Genomic DNA, 18,536 nt, shown 5'->3' with positions numbered 1-18,536 from the left:
CTTCCGAAGGCAGCTGGGACGACGGCGACTTCAGGCCGGATAGGCCGGCGCGACTGCCGGCACGACGAGGGCGCGCCGACGGCGGACAGGAGGCCGCGCCTGAGCCGTCGACACGGCCCGCCTGTGCGGCGGCCATTCATTCGGGGACTCCTTGTCCGGTGATCAAGTGAACGCCGAGGAGCCAGAGATCATCTTTGGTCCGAATATCACCCATGTATGGTGCCGAATCTGCGACATGACCGCCGTGCGGTCGCACTCGCTTCATGGAAGGAAGGACGCAGGCCAAGTCAGCGACGGACGATCCGGCCGTCGTCGTCGACGACGACGGTGAACGCGATGGCCGAGGGCGACTGCCGTCCTCACACCAAGACACGGCCCCAGGAAGGCCGTTGACGAGTACCGCCTGCCGCTCCCCCACACGAATCATCGGCCACGCGATCGCCTGCACCTTCCTTCGGGCACGACCGGCGACCGCCCTGGTCACGCCGGTGGACTCGCCGAGGATCCGGCCGATCCCGTCGAAGGGCGCCGCGCACAGGTCGTACAGCACGAACCCCGGTCGCACGCCCGGCCCGAGCGACTTCCGCGACGCCTCGTCGTCCCCCCGAGCCGTGCCGGGGATTTCGACATTGACAGGCTTGGGTAATGACATTAGCTTTTAGCTAACGGAGTTAGCCAGCCAAGGGGATGACATGACCGAGTACCTTGCCGTCGACGGCGGCACGATCGCTTACGAGGTGACGGGGTCAGGCCCGCTGATCGTCCTCGCGCACGGCATGGGCGACAGCCGCGCCGCGTACCGTGCCGTGATCCCGCCGCTGGTGGCGGCGGGCTATCGGGTCGCCGCGGTCGATCTGCGCGGCTGCGGCGAGTCCAGCGTCGGCTGGCCGGCCTGGAGCCGCACCGCCATCGCCGGCGACCTGCTCGCCGTGGTCCGCCACCTGGGCGGCCCGGCCGTGCTCGTCGGCCACTCGATCTCCGGCGGCGCCGCCACCATCGCCGCGGCGCAGGAGCCCTCGCTGATCACCGCGGTGGTCGAGTTGGCGCCGTTCACCCGCAAGCAGTCGATCCGCTTCGGCGACCTGCGGGTGAAGCGCTTCCGGCAGGGCATGCTGCGGCTGCTCGGCGCGGGCGCGTTCGGTAGCGTGCCGCTCTGGCGCTCGTACCTCGACGTGGCCTACCCCGGTGTGAAGCCGGCCGACTGGGCCGAGCGGCTCGGCCACATCGACTCCCTGCTGAGCGAGCCCGGCCGGATGAAGGCCATGCAGGGCATGGGCCGCAGCGCCCCGACCGACGCCGGCGCGCAGCTCGGCAACGTCCGATGCCCGGTCCTGGTCGTGATGGGCACGCTCGACCCCGACTGGGCCGACCCGCACGCCGAGGGTTCGGCGATCATTGAGGCCCTGCCGTCCGGCCTCGGTCGCCTGGAGATGATCGAGGGCGCCGGGCACTACCCTCACAACCAGTTCCCCGAACGGGTGGTTTCGCTCATGCTCGCCTTCCTCGGATCGGAGGCCGCTCGTGCCTAGGGTCGGCCTGGACCCGGCGGCCGTGGTCGCTGCCGGTGCCGCCCTCGCCGACGAGGTGGGCCTCGCCAACCTGACGATGGGGTTGCTGGCCGAGCGGCTGGGCGTGCGTACCCCGTCCCTGTACAAGCACGTGGGTGGCCAGGAAGACCTCAACCGGCGCATCGCGGCCTTGGCATTGAGCGAGGCCGCCGACGCCGTCGGCGGCGCGGTCCAGGGGTACGCGGGTCGCGACGCCCTGGCGGCTGCGGCGCGTGCCTTCCGCGCCTTCGTCCTGGAACACCCCGGCCGGTACGCCGCGACGATCGGTGTGGAACCGTCCGGCCCGGACGATCCGCTGGCCGTCGCAGGTCAGCGGCTGCTGGGCGCGTTCATGGCGGTCCTGCGCGGCTACGAGGTCCCGGAGTCCGACGTGGACCACGCCCTGCGTATGCTCCGCAGCCTCTGCCACGGGTTCGCCACGTTGCAGGTGGCCAACGCCTTCCAGTGGAGCGCCGACATCGACGAGAGCTTCGAGTGGTTGATCGCCTTCGCCGACCGGGGCCTGCGCGCCATGTGAGAATGCTGCCGCCGCCACCGACCGCCACATTTCCGGGGCCACCCAAACGGCCTCCAGCGCCGGAACAGCCGTACGTCGAAGAAGCCCTGGGCCCACGCGCCGTCACCCCGGCCACGGCCTTACGCCTCGTGACGGCTCAGCCATTCCTTCTCCTGGCCCGGGTCGGGCAGGACCTGGCCGCCTTCGACGGCGGAACGCGCGGGACTGTCCTGGATCACCACCAAAATGCCGCGCTCGGAAATCCCGGTGATGCGGGAAGCGGCCGCCGACAGCTCTAGTGCCAGGCGGGTCGTCTCCTCCTGCGGGTGGCCGCGGCGTGCCCAGCCGCCGATCAAGAGCGGCGTCCCTGGTTCTCCACCGACGTAGACGCTGTCCTGAGGCAGTTCGGAGAAGACCACGTTGACGTAGGCGGGCGGGACGTGGTTGATCTCCGCGTGGATCCTGGTGATCTCGGCGGCCAGTTCGCCCTTGGCAGCGGCCTGGGTGTCTTCCGCTACGTGGTCGAGCGCACCATCGCATGGCTGCATGACTGCACGGCTTCCGCCGGCTACGGATCCGCTGGGAACGACGCGACGACATCCACGAGGCCTTCCTCGACCTCGCCACCTGCCTGATCACCCACCGCCACGTCCAACGCCTTTGTTAGGTTCTCTAAGTGCTGTGGACAAGGATCGAGATGTACTGAGTGAGCTGGTGGGCCGGGGCCGGGGTCTGGCATCGCGCCCACAGCTTGGGCTTGTTGATCGCAGGGGTGGTCGGAAGCGTGACCCTGGCTTCGAAGGTCCCGGTGGCGAGTGCGCGGACCGAGGTCAGTTTGTACGACCCGCCGGCCGTAGCGGTTGCTTGCGGTTGCCTCTGTGCCTTCTGCTCCTCCATCGAGAGGCTCAACTTCGCACCGCGGTCCCAGCGGATCCCGAAGGACACCGCCTTCCCCGGAGCGCAGCCCGTGCCCTTGAGCGTGATCGTGCCGCCGGGCACGGTCTCGATCGGCGAAGCGACCAGAGAGTTCGTGGACTCGGTAACCGTGGGCCGGAGTGTGCTGGGCACCGTCGGACCGGGCGCGGTGGATCCGGAACGCTCGGAACCGACCATGGGGAGGGCGGCCACCACCGTTGCGGTCACGGCCATGGCCGCAGCCGCGATCGTCGCGGCCTCGCGGATCGTACGGCGACGCCGGGCACGGCGCCGCAGGTCAGCGACCGGTGGCTGCCGCGAAGCCCGGGTGCCCTCCTCGACGAGACTGCGAAGGCTGCGCTCAGGGTCGGCCATGGCGGGACAGGGCTCCTTCCGGATCGGCGGCGAGGTGGCGGGCCAGGTTCGCGCGGGCTCGGACGAGCCTGCCGCGCACGGTGCTCGCTGGCAGGCCCAACTGCTCGGCGACCTGTTCGATCGGCAGGTCCAATACATCGTGCAGCAACAGCACGGGGCGCTGATTCACCGGCACCCGGCGCAGCATCTCGGCGACACCCATCGTCTGCGGCGTGAGCTGGGGCTGCGGGCGCTGGGCACCCAGGCGCAGCAAAGCCGCAGCACGTCGGCGCAACCGCCGGATCTCGCTGACCGCAAGGTTGATCGCCACCCGGCGCACCCACAGCTCCGGCACGTCATAGGCCTGGATCCGGGGCCAGCGGTCCAGGGCCCGGATGAACGCTTCCTGTACGACGTCCTCGGCCTGCTCGAGACTGCCGGTGACCGAGAACAACTGTCCGACCAGCCGCGCGTACGCCGACTGGTAGAACTCCTCGAAGCCCGTCAGGTCGGCCTGCCGCCCTCGGCCACCATTGCTTTCACGTTCCACTCAGCTGGTGCCCACCGGGGCTGCCTCCACGCGCTTCTGAGCGGGAGTCAGCGCCAGCCACGCAAGCTGCGCCGCAGTGGCCCTGCCTTCTGCCTTCTGCCTTCAACTGCCCGACCAACTTGTCGGCCTTGGCGACCTGGGCCGCGCTCGGACCGCTGGTGGACGCCTTGATCTCCATCTGTATCTTCAGGAGCAGTTGGTTCTCCTCGGACATCTGAGACTTGGCCCCATCGCTGGAGGACACCTTCGTGTTCGCGGGCTGCTGGGCCGCGGTCTGCGACTGCTTGATGGCCTGACGCCCGGTTGAGTGATCGGACGAGGCGAGCGCCGTCGTGGCCAACACGGCGCAAAGACCGGCGGCGGCCACGCCGACAGCGGCAAATCCCCATGTGCGGTGCTGCATAGTCGATCCTTCGTTCGTCCTGGAGGAAAGGTCCGACGGCCTGAATCACAGGGCGAGCCCCACCGCCGTCTCACCACCCCCACGCCACAGACGTCCGCACAGCACACACAGGACGACCCTTCGTCATCAAATCGTGATGACATCCGAGTGCCCCGGCCAACGCGTATGACGCAACCAGCAATTGCCAGTGCTGGACCAGCGAACGACCGTCATCTTTCGATGTCGCCGAGGGAGCGGGGACGTCTGTCCGAAGAGAGTTGCCGGGCCGCGGGGGCGGCCTCTTCAGCGTCAGCGAAGGGGCGGTAGAGCGAGGCGACGGACGGGTGTTCCGATTCCTGCATCACCTCCGTGCCGGATGGGGAAGCCCAGCCGACGGAGCCTGTTTGCGCAGACCTGTCGTGCGCCTTTCCCACGACGGGTGGGACAGGCGATTAAATCCGGAGCATGACTACAGAGCCGCAGCGCTTCCGTATCTTGTTGGTACCTGAACACATCGAGGGCAGAGGCGGCGCCTCCGCGGAGGACTCCGCCGTGCGATCGGCAGTCGTCGAGGCGACGGGCGAGACGGGCGCCTCGGGCTACCCCCGTTACGCCGGGGACGGGATCGTCGCTGACATCGACCCCCGTACACGCACGGTCGAGGCGGTGCTGGTCGATGGTGCAGAACTGGACTACGGGCTGAACGCCAGGGTCGCTTCCTGATCGTCCCGGTCCTCCCGGTGACGCCGCGTAGCGAGTGCCACTGGCTGTTCGATGGCCCGTTGAATGCGACGGGCCATCCAGCAAGGCCGGGTTGATGAGGCGAGGCAGAGTCGGCCCGTTAGCCCACCCACCCAACTGGTGAGCCTTCCCGGCCACAGCCTTATATTGGCCTGGGAAACGTCGGTGCGTGCCGGGGGGATTGAGCGCTCTTGCGACGATCAGGTGGAACACGTCGAGCGGCCGTCTTGCTCTGCGCCGTTGCCGTGCTGTTCCTCGGCGCGTGCGGGACACAGGTGGCCGGTCAGGGGGACGAGAGGTCACCCTCGCCGACGGCAACCGAGCCGATTCCGTGGACCACGATGCAGCCTTCCGCGGTCACCGGAGTCCATCTCAGCGGGGACCGCCGCACGCTGCTCCTCGACACACAGGTGCCCAGTGGCGCTCACGCATGCGTGAGCAAGCTCAAGGCAGTGCTCACCGACCCGATGACGGACCTCGTGCGGGTGCAGGTCACCTTCACCTCGCCGTCCGGGGACCTGGCTTCCGGGTGCACCAAGGAGAGCACGGCCACGGCGAAGGTCAGGCTGCCCGAGCCGCTGGGCGACCGAGACGTGATCGTCGACAACTACACTCACTTCACCGCCGATGGCGCCAAGCCGCCCGCGCTGCGGTTGTGCGGGAAGCTGGGCTGCACACCGCCGGCCACCGGCTGCACCGCCGCCTCCTATGATCAGGCGTTGATGGCGGTCGGCGCGCCCGAGCACACGTACCGGGACTCGGAGAAGTGCGACGGGAAGTGGCTGGTGCTGGACTTCTCCTGGCGCACGGGACCGGCCTGCGACGACTCGACGGACCCTGCCTGCTCCTCCCGGCTGGGCGACCGCTGGTTCTTCCGGGCGAAGAAATCGGGCTGGGAGTCGATCATCCGGACCTCGGCCGGAGGCTGCCGGGACGTGCAGCGCAAGGAGCCCGCCTTCCCGTCCTCGCTGTGCGAGTCGCTGGCTCCGCTGTCCCCCTCGCTGCACCCGAGTTATCCTCCGCCGTCCACCTCTCCGGCGCCCGGCGTGCGTTCCACTGCGACGGCCAACCCATGACCAAAGACAGCTGCGGCTTCTTCTGACCGTCTCATGGGGTGTCACCGCCCCGCCGCATGACAGAAGCAGGACTCCCTTTCCAACAGGTCATCGCGGATCCCAAGGGACGCCTCCTATGGGCCTCACCAGCCCTGACCGGGGTCGTCCACGATGTCCGGGCAGCCCGCGAGAGCGGCATCATCGACGCGCTCGCCCGGGCCCGCATCAATTGCTGGGCCGACCAGGGATACCGCAGTGCCGGGGGCGGCCCGAGTACCCGACTGGGGCCGATGGGAAACCCTGTCCACAGTCCAGCCGGCGGTCAACCGGTCCCACGCGAAGATCCGGGCCCTCAAGGCTCAGCGCTTGACGCACGACGCCGGACGGTCACCGGCCTGCGCCATACGGCACGACGTAGGTTCCGAACACCCTTTGCCTCCGACATTCACTCCCGGGGCGTACTTCTTTCACCCGTTTCACCCGGTTGGAGCGCTGGCCGAGCCTGCCGGTGTGGACGCCTGAACAATCCGTGTCATAGGTCTCACGGAAAGCGAGAACGGCATGCCAGCATTTCCGGTCCCGGGTTCACGGAGCCGAATACGTCGCACGCACGTCATTGCGGCCGGGTGCGCCGTGGCCATGTGTACGGCCCTGGCGGCCCCTGTCGCCGCGGTCGGCGGCACGGCCACAACCACGGCCACGGCCACGGCCACGGCCAAACCCACCTTCGTGCTGGTGCACGGGGCGTTCGCGGACGCCTCCAGTTGGAATGGGGTGGTCGAACGGCTGGAACGCCGTGGCTACAAGGTCGTCGCTCCCGCCAACCCGTTGCGCGGGCTGTACAGCGACTCCACCTACATCGCCTCCGTGTTGGACAGCATCAAGGGCCCGATCGTACTGGCCGGTCACTCGTACGGCGGCGCCGTGATCAGCACGGCCGCCGCGGCCAACCCCCGGGTGAAGTCGCTGGTGTACGTATCGGCACTGATGCCCGACGTGGGCGAGAGCGGAATGTCCCTGGGGGCCAAGTTCCCCAGCGAACTCGGCACCGCCACGAAGTCCGTTCCCTACCGGGCCGGCGGCGTCAGCGGGACAGACCTGTACCTCAAGCCCGACAGGATCCATCCGGTCTTCGCCGCGGACCTGCCGGAAAAGACCGCGAGGGTCATGGCGGTCACCCAGCGGCCTGCGGCAACGACCGCGTTCTCGGAGACGGCCAAGGTAGCCGCCTGGAAGCACATCCCCTCGTGGTTCCTCGTCGCGAAGCAGGACAAGACCATCAATCCCGACCAGGAACGCTTCGAGGCGAAACGCGCGGGTTCACACATGGTGGAGATCAATTCCTCCCACGTGGCCATGATCTCCCACCCCGACGCGGTCACCGCCCTCCTCCTCCAAGCCGCCACGGCGACCGATCCCGCCCGGCCTGCGCTGGCCGCCACCGGTACCACCCATGACGCCCGGGCCGAGACCGCACTCACCGGCATCGCCGCCGGCTGGTTGATCGCCGGCGCAGGAGCCGTCCTCCTGGGTCGCCGCCTGAGGCGCTCCCAGCCGTGACAATGCTCCGGGACGATGGTGACGGGTTGCCGGCAGTGCGGACAGTGCCGGGTCACGGTCGGTCCCAACGGGTGCCGCTCCAGGATCGGTTGGTGGGGCGAGGCTAGATATGGCGCTGATACCAGGTGCCTGACTTACCGCCGACATCGGCTGGGTCGGCAGGGCCGACCGGGACGAACCCGGCTTTGGTCAGCACCTTCTGTGACGCGGCATTCTCGAGGGAGGTAGCCGCCCTGAGTGTGCGCAGCCCGTGCCGCGTCGCCGCCAGCTGACACAGATTCCGGACAGTCGCGGTCGCCACGCCGCGGCCGGCAACGTGTTGCGCGACCCGGTAGCCGAGTTCCGCGGTGCGATCCTCGATGTTGACCAGGTTGAACCGGCCGAGTACCGAGTCGTCCTCGGCGACGAGCACATAGAAGGCGCAGGTGCCGACCTCCTGCTCAGCCAGCAAGGCGTTGTGCCGGTCGGCGAACTGGTCGAAGAAGTCGTCGCCGCGGTCAGAGATCGCGGCAGCGAAATAGGTACGGTTCGCCAGCTCGAAGGCCAGAACCGCCGACGCATGGCCGGCCTGAAGTCGCTGCAGCTCGGGCATGGCCCGACTGTACCCAGATGGTGCGCTGAGGTCGCCTGAGTTTCCGCCGGGCCCCGCCGGCCTGCCTGACGCCTGGCAAACGTGATGTGGGCACAACGTGTGGGCACAACGGCCATGCGGCACGGCAGTGCCGTCGAAGCCGATCCCGGCTCTCCGCAAGATCACCGATCTGGATCATGCGGCCACGGGAGAACCTCCCACCGCGAGAAACCCATACGGATTGACCTCAGGTCGCAGTCTTCGGCCTGCCGGATCCAGTCGTCGCCCTGCGCGCCGCTGAGCCCCGCCGTCGAACGCCATGCCATGGCCGCCCGTAGGCACCCGGTACGAACCCGAGCCACCCGTGCCGCCCATCGACGCGGCCCGTCAGACGACCAGTCTGGTCACGGCTGTACGGGGTCGGCGCGGTGCACCGGCATCCCTATGGGCGGGATGCCGGTGCGGGCGCACTGTCAATCGCTGCTGTCAGTCGCTGTGGACGCCGACGTCGCAGAGCGAGTAGCCCCAGCCGGTGCCGCGTTGCAGGCCGTGGACGCGGACGTAGCGAGCGGGTGTGCCGCCGAAGTGGGCGGTGTCCAGTCCGCCGTCGCCGGTGGTCGTGGACCAGACGGTCTGCCAGTTCATGCCGTCGGTGGACAGTTCGATGCGGTACGACTTCGCGTAGGCACGTTCCCAGTCGAGGGTGACGCGCCCGACCCGGTGGGTGGCGCCCAGGTCGACCTGCCACCACTGGTCGTCGCTCCAGTCGCTGGCCCAGCGGGTGTCCCGGGTGCCGTCGACGGCGCGGCCGGGCGCGTAACTGACGAACGGGTTCCACTCGGTCGAACTGGCTGTGGCCGGCGCTCCTCTGGCCAGATCCACCGATGCCTGGTGCTGTTCCGTGGCTCCCCAGGTGCCGAGATAGGACTCGGCGCCGCGGAATAGATCGTCGACCACGCTCTGGCCGCCGACCTTGCGGATGTCCTCGATCCAGTCCGGGACGAGGCCGTAGTGCGCGGCTCCGTCCGTGTTCAGGTCCCAGGTGCGCTGCCCCGTGGTCTGCCGGTCGATGAGGGAGCCGCCGTCGGCGCTGCGGAACGGGTAGGTGACCTTGTTCGGGGCGTCCGCACCGCGCGGTCCGGGCCAGCCGCCGACGCCGTTCATGTCGGTGCCGTAGCCGTAGCCGACGCCGTACTTGTCGCGCAGGGCCTTGGTGCGGTTCGCCTCGGCGACGAACCCCTCCGAGCCGTGCATGTACTGCGCGACGAAGCCGCCGAGGCCGTAGACCCGGTCGGTCCAGTCGCTGTCCATCCAGCTGTGGGAGGAGAGCACGCCGGGGTAGGAGGCGGACTCGAAGATGTCGAGCACCCGACCGACGCCCTTGACGCTCATGTGGTCGATCTCCAGCATCATCTTGCGCTTCATCATGCCGCGCACGGCGTACTCGCCGAGGTCGGTGAGCCCGCGGCTGTTGCACTGGGCGTCCGTGCCGTACGACGGGACGCTCACGCCGGGCGGGAGCTTCGCCTCGGCCTCGGGCGCCGCGGCCGAACCGATGGGGTTGTCGCGCTGGGGACCGGTGCACTTCTCGGTCTTCCAGAAGGTGCCGGTGGACAGGAACTGTCCGACGTTGATGGCGGTTCCGAGCGTGCCGGAGTCGAAGCGCACGCCGCACAGCGCGTTGTCGAACTTGTGGCACAGGAACATGCTGCGCACGCCCAGCGAATACAGCTCGTCCAGGCCCCGGTCGATGTCGCCCTTGTCGCACTGCGGGACGTCCAGGATCATCTTGCAGCCGAAGGGTTCGGAGGTCTCGACCCCGAGGACGACCGCCAGCTTGCCCTGCTTGATGACCTCGCGGGCCTGGGCGCTGTCGGTGACGATCCGGAACCAGCCCTTGCCGGGGCCGCCGTACATCTTGTCGACGTAGGCCTGGAGGTCGTAGGTCATCCTTGCCTGGAGCCTGAGCGAGGTCATCTCGTCGCAGCTGCGGTCCTTGAAGAAGTACACGGAGCAGATCACGCCGTTGGTGACGAGGTCGTTGACCAGCACGCGCTGGCCGCCGCGCCAGGCGCGTTCCACCCAGGCGTAGTAGTTCTGCTGGTGGGTGAGCGAGTCGTGGGCGGGCCAGTCCTTGAAGGTGGGCCAGCCGACCGGGTCGTGCCGACCGTCACCCCCCTTGGTGATGAAGTCGAAGATGGCGAGGGAGCCGTCGGGGTAGTGCTCGGGGCAGTCCTTGAGCGCGTCGGCGATACCGGCTTCGGAGAAGACCTTGCCGCAGATGAGCCGACCGCCGAACGCCTCGTTGGCGAACAGGTGGTCATGGGCGTCGACGAAGCCGCGCACGTGACCGTTCGCGTCGGTGCCGGTGAACGGCTCGCCGGTGACATTGATCTGGGAGTCCGGCGCGGGCCGTGCGACCGGGTCCCACCAGTCGCCGCCCGCCGCCGCACTCGGGGTGGGGCCAAGGGCGAAGGACAGCAGGAGGAGCAGCAGCGACACGATGGTGACGTGCTTGCGTCTGCGGTACGGGCGACTGGTCGGGGTCACGGCCCACGTCCCTCGGTCGGCGGGATGCGCGGTCGACGCTCCAGGCCGGCCAACGCCCCCGTGGACCTTGGCCTGAAATTGTCATGCCCAGCGCGAGATTCGCCCACGAGGATCGTCGTTGTTGTACGTCGAGTCAAGAGGAACGCACAGCTCGTTCACAGCGGATGGTGAGGAGTCGAGCCCAAGCACTCCTATCGGGACGGCTTCAGGCGTCGCCAGCAGATGAGTGCGCATCCCAGGGTGAGGAAGGCTTCATGTAGGCCATCGCATATCTCCCAACAAATCGACAGGCGGCGGAACCGATACAGATGGGCGAACGCCTGTTCCACCAGCCAGGGTTGGGTGCCCAGGCGGGTTCCGCACTCGGTGCCGCGGCGGGCGATCAGCGGCTTCACGTGGAGGTCCCGGACCAGCCGGCGGTACTTGCCGTCGTCGTAGCCGCGGTCACCCGGCACCACGTCCGGGCGGCGCCGGGGCCGCGGGATGCCGGTGGCGTCCGTGATCACATGATGCTTGCTGCCCGTCCTGCCCCGGCCGACGGGGCTTCGTCCGGTCTCGGCTCCCGCGTAACGCCCTGATGCGGGAGCCGTCGGCAGCAGCCCGGGAGAAGTCCAGGGCGCTCGCGCCGCGCAGCTTGGCAAGCAGAACCTCGTGCAGCCGGGGCCACCTCCCGGCTGCGGTCCACTCGGACAGGCGACGCCGGCAGGTCATAACTGACCCGAAGCCGAGTTCCTGCGAGGGGTGTTCCCAGGCGATCCGGTTATGCAGCGCGAACAGGATGCCCTGGAACACCAGCCGGCCAGGAGCCCCGGGGTTTCCAGCCTCCGGTCCCCTGTCGCCTCACCCTGCAGTCAATCCGGATCGGAAAGGCCTGCCGTCAGTCGGCGAAGTCTCCCAGGGCAATCCACCGGAGAAGACCCGAGTTCCCGGGCTTACCGTCGTCGGCGTTCGCGCCCACGGACGGAGGCGAGTTGAGTTTCCCGGACGGCGGTAGGGCCGGTTCGGACCCGCCCAGAGGTGGATCGCCGATCCCGGCTTCCGGAGGGCGGGGGCCCGAGGTCCACTCGGCCACCTGCTCCAAGGCCCTTTTCTGAGCCTCCCACACCGCGGCCACCAATACCTCGGACAGCTCTTTCGGGGCCATCCGCTGGCAGGCACCGGTGGGGAAGTCAATCTCCGTGATGTCGCCCTCCGCGCTGACGGTCACTCTGACGGACTGCCGGGGCGCGGTCGACGTGCCTGCGACCTCGCTCCGGCGCCCCGTTTCGAACGGCTCTTCCCGCTTGTCTCCGCAAGCCGCGGGCAGGTCATCGGTCCCCTGTTCATGCGGAGTGCTCATCGCGTCCTCTCTTGTCCCGCTGAACCCCGGGCCGCGGCCGCCAGGGCGCACACTGCCGCTGCCGTGTGTCTGGTTGTCCTGGGCAGATCGCCCGCTGTCCCCGCGCCGACTGCGCGGGGACGGCGGGCCCCGGCCGGCCGGAGGGGGATGGCCGGTCGGCCGGGGTGATGGTGGGTCACGGGAAGTTGATCGTGGCGTCCGTGGAGATGGAGACGACGACCGAACCCGCGGAGTCCGCAGTGAAGGTGTCGACCGCGGCGATCTCGGCGCCCCACCGTTCCACGAGTTCGGCCTGCGTCGCCTGCGCCACCCGGTCGATCCAGACCTTCTGGGCGGCCCAGACGTTCTCCGGCTCGGCCTGGGCCGCGGCCTCGGCGAAGGAGATCGCGCCCATGTTCTTCTTCGCCGTGTTCCAGAAGTCGACGAAGAAGGCCCGCGACTGCTGGACGTCGGCCCGCGTGCCGGTGCGGTAGACGTGCCCCCCGACGTACGTGTCGAAGTCCAGGCCGAGGATGGCGTCGTGCGCGAGCAGGATGCCCGGCAGGTAGTCGGCGTTCCCCCAGCCGCGGTAGGGCGCCCATCCCGGCATGACGACGTCGGTCATGGCCACCAAACGCTGCGCGGGGAAGTAGGTGAGGACGTTCCCGGACTCGTGATTGGCGCCCGGATAGATGAGATGGATCTCCTCACCGCCGATGTGCAGTCGGTTGTACCGGCCGTCCACGATCTTCTGGGGCATCGGCCGCGCGGGGTCCTTGTGCAGGGCGAGTACCCGTGCGCATTCGGCGTGGGCGATGCGCACCGCATCCGGGAAGTCGGTCACCGCGCCCACGTGGTCCAGGTGGGAGTGGCTGTATATGAAGTGGGTGACGGGCTTGTCGGTCACCGAGGCGATGGCCTCCTGGAGCTTTCCGCGGGACGCGGGTGGCGCGTCGACGACGATGACGCCGTCCCGCGCCACGACGAACACGGACTGGACGAACCCCGTGATGACCACGTAGCCGTTCCGGCCCGCGCGTTGGAGCCGGTAGCCCTTGCCGTTGTCCGGCAGGGGCTTCGCCTGGGCAGGGAGCGGCAGGAATCCCGGCTTCGAGGAGGGCGGAGAGGACGCTGCGGCGCCTTCGGCGTGGACGCTGCCCACGCTGAGAGCGAAGGCACCCGCCGCGGCTGCGGCGCCGCCGCCGCGGATTACGGAACGACGATCGAACATGACAATCCTCTGATTCGGTCGAAAGGAATTGGTTGGGCCGGCCGGATCAACACTAGGAGATGCTTGAACTTTCATCAAGTTTGAAAAGAGGGTCTCTTTTTTGTTACCAGGTCACTTGTAAGTGACCTGGTGGGCGACGAATGACCGGCAGTCGAGGCCTCGTCGCCGTCATTCTTGATCCGCCGCTTTCAGCGCCGGATCCCGGAATTCGCACACCACCGGAAAGCTGCGGAAATTCATCTCCGGTGAACGGGATGGTGAACGGGACTCCATTCCACCGCCCGGGGCAATGTATGTTGACCGGATGAGCGCAGCGCCTCGGCGGGAAGCCGAGATCTACGGCAAGGGCACACCCACACGAGAGGCCGTCGAGCGGCTGGCCAACCGGTGGACCGTGCTCATCACCTACGCCCTCGAGGACGGTCCCACCCGGTTCAACGACCTCAGGAACCGGCTCGGGGTGAGCGCGCAGGTGCTGAGCCGAGTCCTGCGCGATCTCGAGCGGGACGGGCTCATCACCCGAAGGATCTACCCTGAGGTACCGGTCCGTGTGGAGTACGAACTCACCCCGCTGGGCGGGACGATGTGCCCGGTCGTGCACGAGATACGGCGATGGGCGGAGCAGGTCGCTCCTGCCATCGGTGAGGCACGAACGGTCTACGATCAGAGGTCGCGAACCTCGTGATCCAGGGGGCGTACTCCGTATGCGGTCCTTTGCGAGAGGCGTCGGAGCGGCAGGGCCTCGACCAGAGGTCGGCTGGCGCGGAATCGGTAGCGGCGCTCCTGCCCGGAGTCCACGGTGATCCGGCGGTCCAGGATGGCGGCGATCTCGTCGTACGGAATCTGCCCGACAAACTGGTCCAGAAAAACGTTCACCTCGTCCCGGTCCAGGTCGTTCAGATGGAAAAGGTCGTCGGCGAGGAAGCACTGCGGGCCGGCGAACGGAAAGACATATGCGGCCTTGTACTGCTCGATTTACTTGAGTGCCCGCGTCATTCCATTCATGGGGTACCAGATCGCGCCGGAGTTCTGCAGGAAGTGCGCGTGCAAAGGACCGAATTCTTCACGGTGCAGGCGCGAAACAGCTCGGCGATATGCTTGCGGGCGGCAGCGAGTTCGCGCAGGTCGCTGCTGTTCATGCTCCTCATCGGCGGGACGACGGGCCGGTGCCCTGCATACAAGTGCCCTGTTCTACGGGGCGTTTCGCGGCGCTGTTGCCCCTGCCCCGTCGGTGTCCGTGCTGAGCGGGAGCGGCTGCTCTGCCCAGATCGTCTTGCCCCTCGTGTGGTAGCGGGTGCCCCAGAGCTTGGCGAATTGCGCGACCATGAACAGTCCGCGTCCTCCCTCGTCGTTGTCGAGGGCGCGCCGTATGTGCGGGGAGGTGCTACTGCCGTCGGAGACTTCGCAGATCAGGCTGCGGTCGCGGATCAACCGCAGCGTGACGGGGGGCGTGCCGTAGCGGATCGCGTTGGTGACCAGCTCACTGACCAGCAGCTCGGTGGTGAAAGCCAGCTCCTCCAAACCCCAGGCGGCCAGCCTCTGCGTCACCACGGCACGTGCCTGCCCGGCAGACTCGGGCTCGGCAGCCAACTCCCAGGACATGTGGTGCTCGGAGGTCAGGGCGCGCACCCGCGCCAGCAGCAGCGCCACATCGTCCTGGAGGCGGTCCGGAAGGAGCCTGCGCAGTACCTCGTCGCAGAGACCGCCGAGGCCACCGGGCGGGACCGCGTCCTGCGGGGCCGGCACGGGGAGTTGCGATGACGGTGTCGTACGGAGCCGGGCCCGTGCATCGGCACTGCTACCCCAGGATTTGCTCAGCCCCACGGTGTAGAGCACCAAGGTGTCCCCGTCGGTGAGCGTCACCTCTCCGGATTCGAAGGGAATGCCGCCCGCGCCCAGCGGCGCGCCCGAGGGGATCTCGATGGCCTTCACCTCGCAGCTCGTCGCCAGCAGCGTCGGCGGGGGGTGGCCAGCGCTTGCCAGGGCGCAGGACCCTGAGATCGGGTCGAAGATCGCGTAAAGACACGTCGGCGACGGCTTGTCGGCACCCGGTCCGCCGCTCTGTTCGTCCCGGAACCGCTTGACCTGGTCGTCCAGATGAGTGAGCAGTTCCTCGGGAGAGTAGTCCAGCTCTGCCAGGGTGCGCACCGCAGTTCGCAGCCGGGCCATGGTCACCGCGGCGTGCAGTCCGCGTCCCCCGGCATCGCCCACCACCAGCGCGACCCGCGCACCCGACAGGGGAATGACGTCGAACCATGCACCGCCCAGTACCACCTGCCCGTTCGCTGGCAGGTAGCGCGACACGGTCTCCACGCCGCCGAGGACCGGCATGCGCTGCGGCAGCAGACTGCGCTGCAGCGCCGCGGCCGTGGCCCGTTCGCGGGTGTACCGGCTCGCGTTGTCGATGCAGACCCCCGCACGCGTCACGAACTCCTCGGCCAGCAGGATGTCGTCGGTCTCGAAGGGATGCGCTCGGGCGAAGCGCGCGAACACCACCACACCCAACGCGGCACCACGCGCGTGCATAGGGACCATCAGCCAGGAATGAACTCCGCGCTCCCGGATTTCCGCGGCTCGGCCCAAGTCCGATGTGGTCAACTCCGCATCAAGCTCCTGCCCGGTCAGCAGCACAGGCTTGCCAAGGGCGAGGGCCCGCGCGGTGGGCGATCCGGGCGCCGCGGCGAACGGGTCGATCTCACCCGTACCGACCGCCATGGAAGCAGGCTCCCCGGGCAGCATCGTCTCCGCGGCCCGCCGCAGCGGCACCGTGTCCGGGACCGGGCCGCTCACCGGCTCCTCGCCGCCGAAGACCGGATCCAGCAGATTCACGTAGGCGTAGTCGGCGAACCACGGCACGGCCACATCGGTGAGTTCCTTCGCGGTGTGCAGGACATCCAGCTTGCTGCCGATCCGGGCACTTGCCGCGTTCACCAGGTCCAGCCGCTCCCGTGCACGGGCCTCCTCGGTGACGTCGAACACCATGTGCGCCAGAGCGACCACCTCTCCGGAGCTGCTGCGCAGGGGCAAGATACTCTCCGACCACACTGCGTCGCGGTCCGGTTCCCGAGGGTCACGCCCGTGCACTTCGGTGCCGATCAGGGCCTTGCCGCTGGCGAAGACCTGCTGCTGGCGCTCCTCCAGCGCATTCATGTCCAGCAGCCCGGGCGGAGCCACTTCCCGCATGGTGTGACCGATGACGGTGTCGGCGAATCCCGGGGCACGGTTGCGTGAGAGGTTCTGCGCCAGGAACCGCAGGCGCGCATCGAAGATGTCGATGATGAACGGCGACTCTGTGAACAGACCTCTCAGGAGTGCCTGCCGCAGCTCGTACTGCCGCAGCGCTTCCGCGCTTTCGGCCTGGACGAGCCATTGCTCCGCGTGGTCGCGCGCACAGGGGTGCGCCCACATCACGACCCCCACTGCGTGGCCGTCTCGGTGCCGCAGTGCCGAGGCACCGAGAAAGACGGAACCTTCGGTGGGGCGAAGGCCCGCTATCCGGGCCGCGTCGGCCTGCGAGAACAGCAGGCTCGCCCCGGTCAGCCCCCGTGCTTGTGCTGCGGTGTGGCCGAGCAGCCGCTCTGCTCCGGGGCTCCAGCTGACCACTACGCCACGTGCATCCACGACGGCGAACGCGTCCCCTCGCGGCTGGACCAGCGTGTCAGAAAGCATCGTGTCGCACCGTCCGTAGATCGTGCCACTCGGCCGCGTCACGCCCAAGGCATCTACAGGTAAATAGTGCCTCTCCCCATGATCTGCGGCACCCGCTGCGCACTGTGCGCAGCAGTGTGCTTCGCTTACCTGCGGCTGGCTGCTGAGACGTCCTACGGGCAGGAGCCGCACCAGAAGGTCTTCCTGGCGGGTGTCGAGTGCGCTGCGTGGCGCGGTCTTCCACCTCCGCTCGAAGCTCGAAGCAACAGCGTCTTATGGCGCAAACAAGATCGGCGCCAGACCCCGTTCACCCTTTGGAACTGGGGAGCGGAGGCCGTATTCTGCGTGGTCCAGAGGCGGCCCCTTCCGGGTGCGGTACTGTCGAGGGTCCTCAGAATGATGGGCGCGCCCATGGCCGTGTTGACCGGGTTCACGACGAGGTCTGAATCCTGACGGGAGCTGAACAGCCCATCGGCCGAGAGGCCGTGGCGGAAGTCGTCGGCGCGGTCGCCGTCGACGTCGAGTCACAGACAGGTCCGCGCGTTGCGGAAGCGGGTACCCGTGCCACCGTCCGCGGTGGCGAAGAGGTGCGGTGGCACCGCGGACGAGCCGCCGGTCGGCGGATCGCTGGCGGTGGGCGCGGGGAACACCGTTACCCAGGCTCCAGGCCCCGCTCCCCCGCCCTGGTCCGTGACCGCGCGGTACACCGGTGTGGCCGCCAGCAGGTCCGACGCCGACGAGCACGAGCTCCGGCCCCGCGGAAGGCCGCGGCCGGCTCGTGACGAGCCTCAACAGCGGCGCCGAAGCCGGGATTCGCAACCGGACGATGGGGTGTCCATCTGCCGGGTTCCGGCCCTGTGCCGGGGGCGTCGTGCGCCCCGGACCGGCTCCCTGTCGTCGGCCCGGGCACGCGGCACTAGGTAGTCCGCGGCGCCGAAGCCCAGTACTGCTGCAGCGAGCAACAGCGGCAGCCGCGTGGGGGACTGGTCGAACTCTCGGCCGCGCTCCGGCAGTACGCACCCGGCTGGAGGTGCTGCTGGATGTCGGGCATGGGCTCCACGGCGCGTGGGCGCGCGTAGACCCCGATGAGCCGGTTGCAGTGGCGGCAGTACTCGTCGGGGGCCAGATCGAGATGGGCCTGCTGTGACTCCACGCGCAGGCGCGTGCGGGCGCGTTCGAGTTCGAGCCGCGCCTCGTCGGCCTCCAGGCCCTCGAGGGCCGCGGGTGTCGCGATGTCCTCGGCCTCTGCCTCGACCGCCGTGTGCCACAGCAGCAGTTGGCCTCGCTCAGGGAGCTGCTGGAAGGCACGGCGGAGCACGGCGCGTCGCTGGCGGAGGGCAGCGGCGGGCGGCGGGCTGCCGTCCTCACCCGACCGCAGTTCCGGCTGTGGTCCGTACCTGCGCTCGTCGGTGCCCCACTCGACGACCGCTCCGGCGAGCGCCCAGCGGGTGGCGCCGCCACAGGTAGGCCGGGCCGCCCAGGCCTGCCCGGCCGTCCAGCCCGCGCCGGGCGGGGCGACCTGCGTCATCTGGGCGGTCTTCCCTCCGCCCCCCGTCGCCACTAGTGTCTTCTTCCGCCCACTTCCCTCTTCGATCTC

19 protein-coding genes and 3 pseudogenes are annotated in these 18,536 nt (G+C 68.7%); 8 read left to right on the top strand and 14 right to left on the bottom strand.

Annotated elements, in window-relative coordinates; all coding sequences use genetic code 11:
• The first annotated feature begins 692 nt into the window (after positions 1 to 692).
• Together ACZ69M_RS38750 and ACZ69M_RS38745 are read left to right on the top strand one after the other, a co-directional pair.
• Positions 693 to 1,529 (top strand): alpha/beta fold hydrolase, encoded by an 837-nt coding sequence (locus ACZ69M_RS38750; RefSeq protein ID WP_470057476.1) that lies wholly within the window; start codon positions 693 to 695, stop codon positions 1,527 to 1,529.
• Positions 1,530 to 1,551: 22 nt separating this feature from the next.
• The gene (locus tag ACZ69M_RS38745) at positions 1,552 to 2,085 is read left to right on the top strand and encodes a TetR/AcrR family transcriptional regulator (RefSeq protein ID WP_470057705.1); all 534 of its coding nucleotides are present in this window, start codon (positions 1,552 to 1,554) and stop codon (positions 2,083 to 2,085) included.
• Between the two features lie 119 nt (positions 2,086 to 2,204).
• On the opposite strand, the gene ACZ69M_RS38740 is transcribed toward ACZ69M_RS38745, so the two are convergent.
• Positions 2,205 to 2,612, bottom strand: coding sequence for a tautomerase family protein (locus ACZ69M_RS38740; protein WP_470057474.1), 408 nt, complete (start codon positions 2,610 to 2,612; stop codon positions 2,205 to 2,207).
• On the opposite strand from ACZ69M_RS38740, the pseudogene ACZ69M_RS38735 reads away from it, so the two are divergent.
• A pseudogene (locus ACZ69M_RS38735) lies at positions 2,556 to 2,731 on the top strand (IS5/IS1182 family transposase); the annotation flags it as partial. The gene ACZ69M_RS38740 and the pseudogene ACZ69M_RS38735 overlap by 57 nt on opposite strands.
• 5 nt (positions 2,732 to 2,736) lie before the next feature.
• On the opposite strand, the gene ACZ69M_RS38730 reads toward ACZ69M_RS38735, so the two are convergent.
• Genes ACZ69M_RS38730 through ACZ69M_RS38720 form a run of 3 tightly spaced genes read right to left on the bottom strand, consistent with a single transcriptional unit; the run spans position 2,737 to position 4,286 of the window.
• Positions 2,737 to 3,354, bottom strand: coding sequence for a hypothetical protein (locus ACZ69M_RS38730; protein ID WP_470057472.1), 618 nt, complete (start codon positions 3,352 to 3,354; stop codon positions 2,737 to 2,739).
• Complete coding sequence (locus ACZ69M_RS38725) at positions 3,341 to 3,883, bottom strand: sigma-70 family RNA polymerase sigma factor (protein WP_470057471.1); 543 nt, start codon at positions 3,881 to 3,883, stop codon at positions 3,341 to 3,343. Before ACZ69M_RS38725 ends, ACZ69M_RS38730 begins: the two co-directional genes overlap by 14 nt.
• Positions 3,873 to 4,286 carry a hypothetical protein gene (locus ACZ69M_RS38720; protein ID WP_470057469.1) on the bottom strand — a complete coding sequence of 138 codons (414 nt, stop codon included), beginning with the start codon at positions 4,284 to 4,286 and terminating at the stop codon, positions 3,873 to 3,875. Before ACZ69M_RS38720 ends, ACZ69M_RS38725 begins: the two co-directional genes overlap by 11 nt.
• Positions 4,287 to 4,730: 444 nt before the next feature.
• Here ACZ69M_RS38720 and ACZ69M_RS38715 point away from each other — a divergent pair, with 444 nt between their 5' ends.
• From ACZ69M_RS38715 to ACZ69M_RS38700, 4 genes and pseudogenes are all read left to right on the top strand, one after another.
• The gene (locus ACZ69M_RS38715) at positions 4,731 to 4,988 is read left to right on the top strand and encodes a hypothetical protein (protein WP_470057467.1); all 258 of its coding nucleotides are present in this window, start codon (positions 4,731 to 4,733) and stop codon (positions 4,986 to 4,988) included.
• Positions 4,989 to 5,347: 359 nt separating this feature from the next.
• A complete protein-coding gene (locus ACZ69M_RS38710; RefSeq protein WP_470057466.1) occupies positions 5,348 to 6,082 on the top strand; it encodes a hypothetical protein in 735 nt (244 codons plus the stop codon).
• Between the two features lie 83 nt (positions 6,083 to 6,165).
• Positions 6,166 to 6,430 (top strand): annotated as a pseudogene (locus ACZ69M_RS38705) (transposase family protein); the annotation flags it as partial.
• 270 nt (positions 6,431 to 6,700) lie between these two features.
• On the top strand, positions 6,701 to 7,621 hold the full coding sequence (locus ACZ69M_RS38700; RefSeq protein ID WP_470057464.1) for an alpha/beta fold hydrolase: 921 nt from the start codon (positions 6,701 to 6,703) through the stop codon (positions 7,619 to 7,621).
• 103 nt (positions 7,622 to 7,724) lie between these two features.
• Here the strand turns inward: ACZ69M_RS38700 and ACZ69M_RS38695 are convergent, their stop codons facing one another.
• The 6 genes and pseudogenes from ACZ69M_RS38695 to ACZ69M_RS38670 form a co-directional block, all read right to left on the bottom strand.
• Positions 7,725 to 8,213, bottom strand: coding sequence for a GNAT family N-acetyltransferase (locus ACZ69M_RS38695; RefSeq protein WP_470057463.1), 489 nt, complete (start codon positions 8,211 to 8,213; stop codon positions 7,725 to 7,727).
• Between the two features lie 465 nt (positions 8,214 to 8,678).
• Positions 8,679 to 10,742: a galactose-binding domain-containing protein gene (locus ACZ69M_RS38690; RefSeq protein ID WP_470057461.1), complete on the bottom strand. Its 2,064-nt coding sequence runs from the start codon at positions 10,740 to 10,742 to the stop codon at positions 8,679 to 8,681.
• 191 nt (positions 10,743 to 10,933) lie between these two features.
• Complete coding sequence (locus ACZ69M_RS38685; protein WP_470057459.1) at positions 10,934 to 11,248, bottom strand: hypothetical protein; 315 nt, start codon at positions 11,246 to 11,248, stop codon at positions 10,934 to 10,936.
• A pseudogene (locus ACZ69M_RS38680) lies at positions 11,187 to 11,555 on the bottom strand (transposase); the annotation flags it as partial. The gene ACZ69M_RS38685 and the pseudogene ACZ69M_RS38680, both read right to left, overlap by 62 nt.
• Positions 11,556 to 11,619: 64 nt before the next feature.
• Positions 11,620 to 12,081, bottom strand: a complete 462-nt coding sequence (locus ACZ69M_RS38675) for a YbaB/EbfC family nucleoid-associated protein (RefSeq protein WP_470057457.1) — start codon at positions 12,079 to 12,081, stop codon at positions 11,620 to 11,622.
• A 175-nt stretch (positions 12,082 to 12,256) separates the two neighbouring features.
• On the bottom strand, positions 12,257 to 13,291 hold the full coding sequence (locus tag ACZ69M_RS38670; protein WP_470057455.1) for an MBL fold metallo-hydrolase: 1,035 nt from the start codon (positions 13,289 to 13,291) through the stop codon (positions 12,257 to 12,259).
• A 304-nt stretch (positions 13,292 to 13,595) separates the two neighbouring features.
• Between ACZ69M_RS38670 and ACZ69M_RS38665 the strand changes: the two genes are divergently transcribed.
• Positions 13,596 to 13,976, top strand: coding sequence for a winged helix-turn-helix transcriptional regulator (locus ACZ69M_RS38665; RefSeq protein ID WP_470057453.1), 381 nt, complete (start codon positions 13,596 to 13,598; stop codon positions 13,974 to 13,976).
• Here the strand turns inward: ACZ69M_RS38665 and ACZ69M_RS38660 are convergent.
• The 4 genes from ACZ69M_RS38660 to ACZ69M_RS38645 form a co-directional block, all read right to left on the bottom strand.
• Entirely contained in the window at positions 13,955 to 14,167 is a 213-nt protein-coding gene (locus tag ACZ69M_RS38660) for a hypothetical protein (RefSeq protein ID WP_470057451.1), read from the bottom strand. The two genes, ACZ69M_RS38665 and ACZ69M_RS38660, sit on opposite strands and share 22 nt — an antisense overlap.
• A 315-nt stretch (positions 14,168 to 14,482) precedes the next feature.
• Positions 14,483 to 17,131, bottom strand: coding sequence for a SpoIIE family protein phosphatase (locus ACZ69M_RS38655; protein WP_470057449.1), 2,649 nt, complete (start codon positions 17,129 to 17,131; stop codon positions 14,483 to 14,485).
• A 332-nt stretch (positions 17,132 to 17,463) separates the two neighbouring features.
• Positions 17,464 to 17,589 (bottom strand): hypothetical protein, encoded by a 126-nt coding sequence (locus tag ACZ69M_RS38650; protein WP_470057447.1) that lies wholly within the window; start codon positions 17,587 to 17,589, stop codon positions 17,464 to 17,466.
• A 266-nt stretch (positions 17,590 to 17,855) separates the two neighbouring features.
• The gene (locus ACZ69M_RS38645; protein WP_470057445.1) at positions 17,856 to 18,467 is read right to left on the bottom strand and encodes a hypothetical protein; all 612 of its coding nucleotides are present in this window, start codon (positions 18,465 to 18,467) and stop codon (positions 17,856 to 17,858) included.
• Positions 18,468 to 18,536 lie beyond the last annotated feature (69 nt).

It is taken from the genome of Streptomyces sp. NPDC107454, from assembly GCF_055582885.1.
Note: the sequence above shows the minus strand (reverse complement) of the source record. Positions and strands in the feature narration are given on the sequence as shown.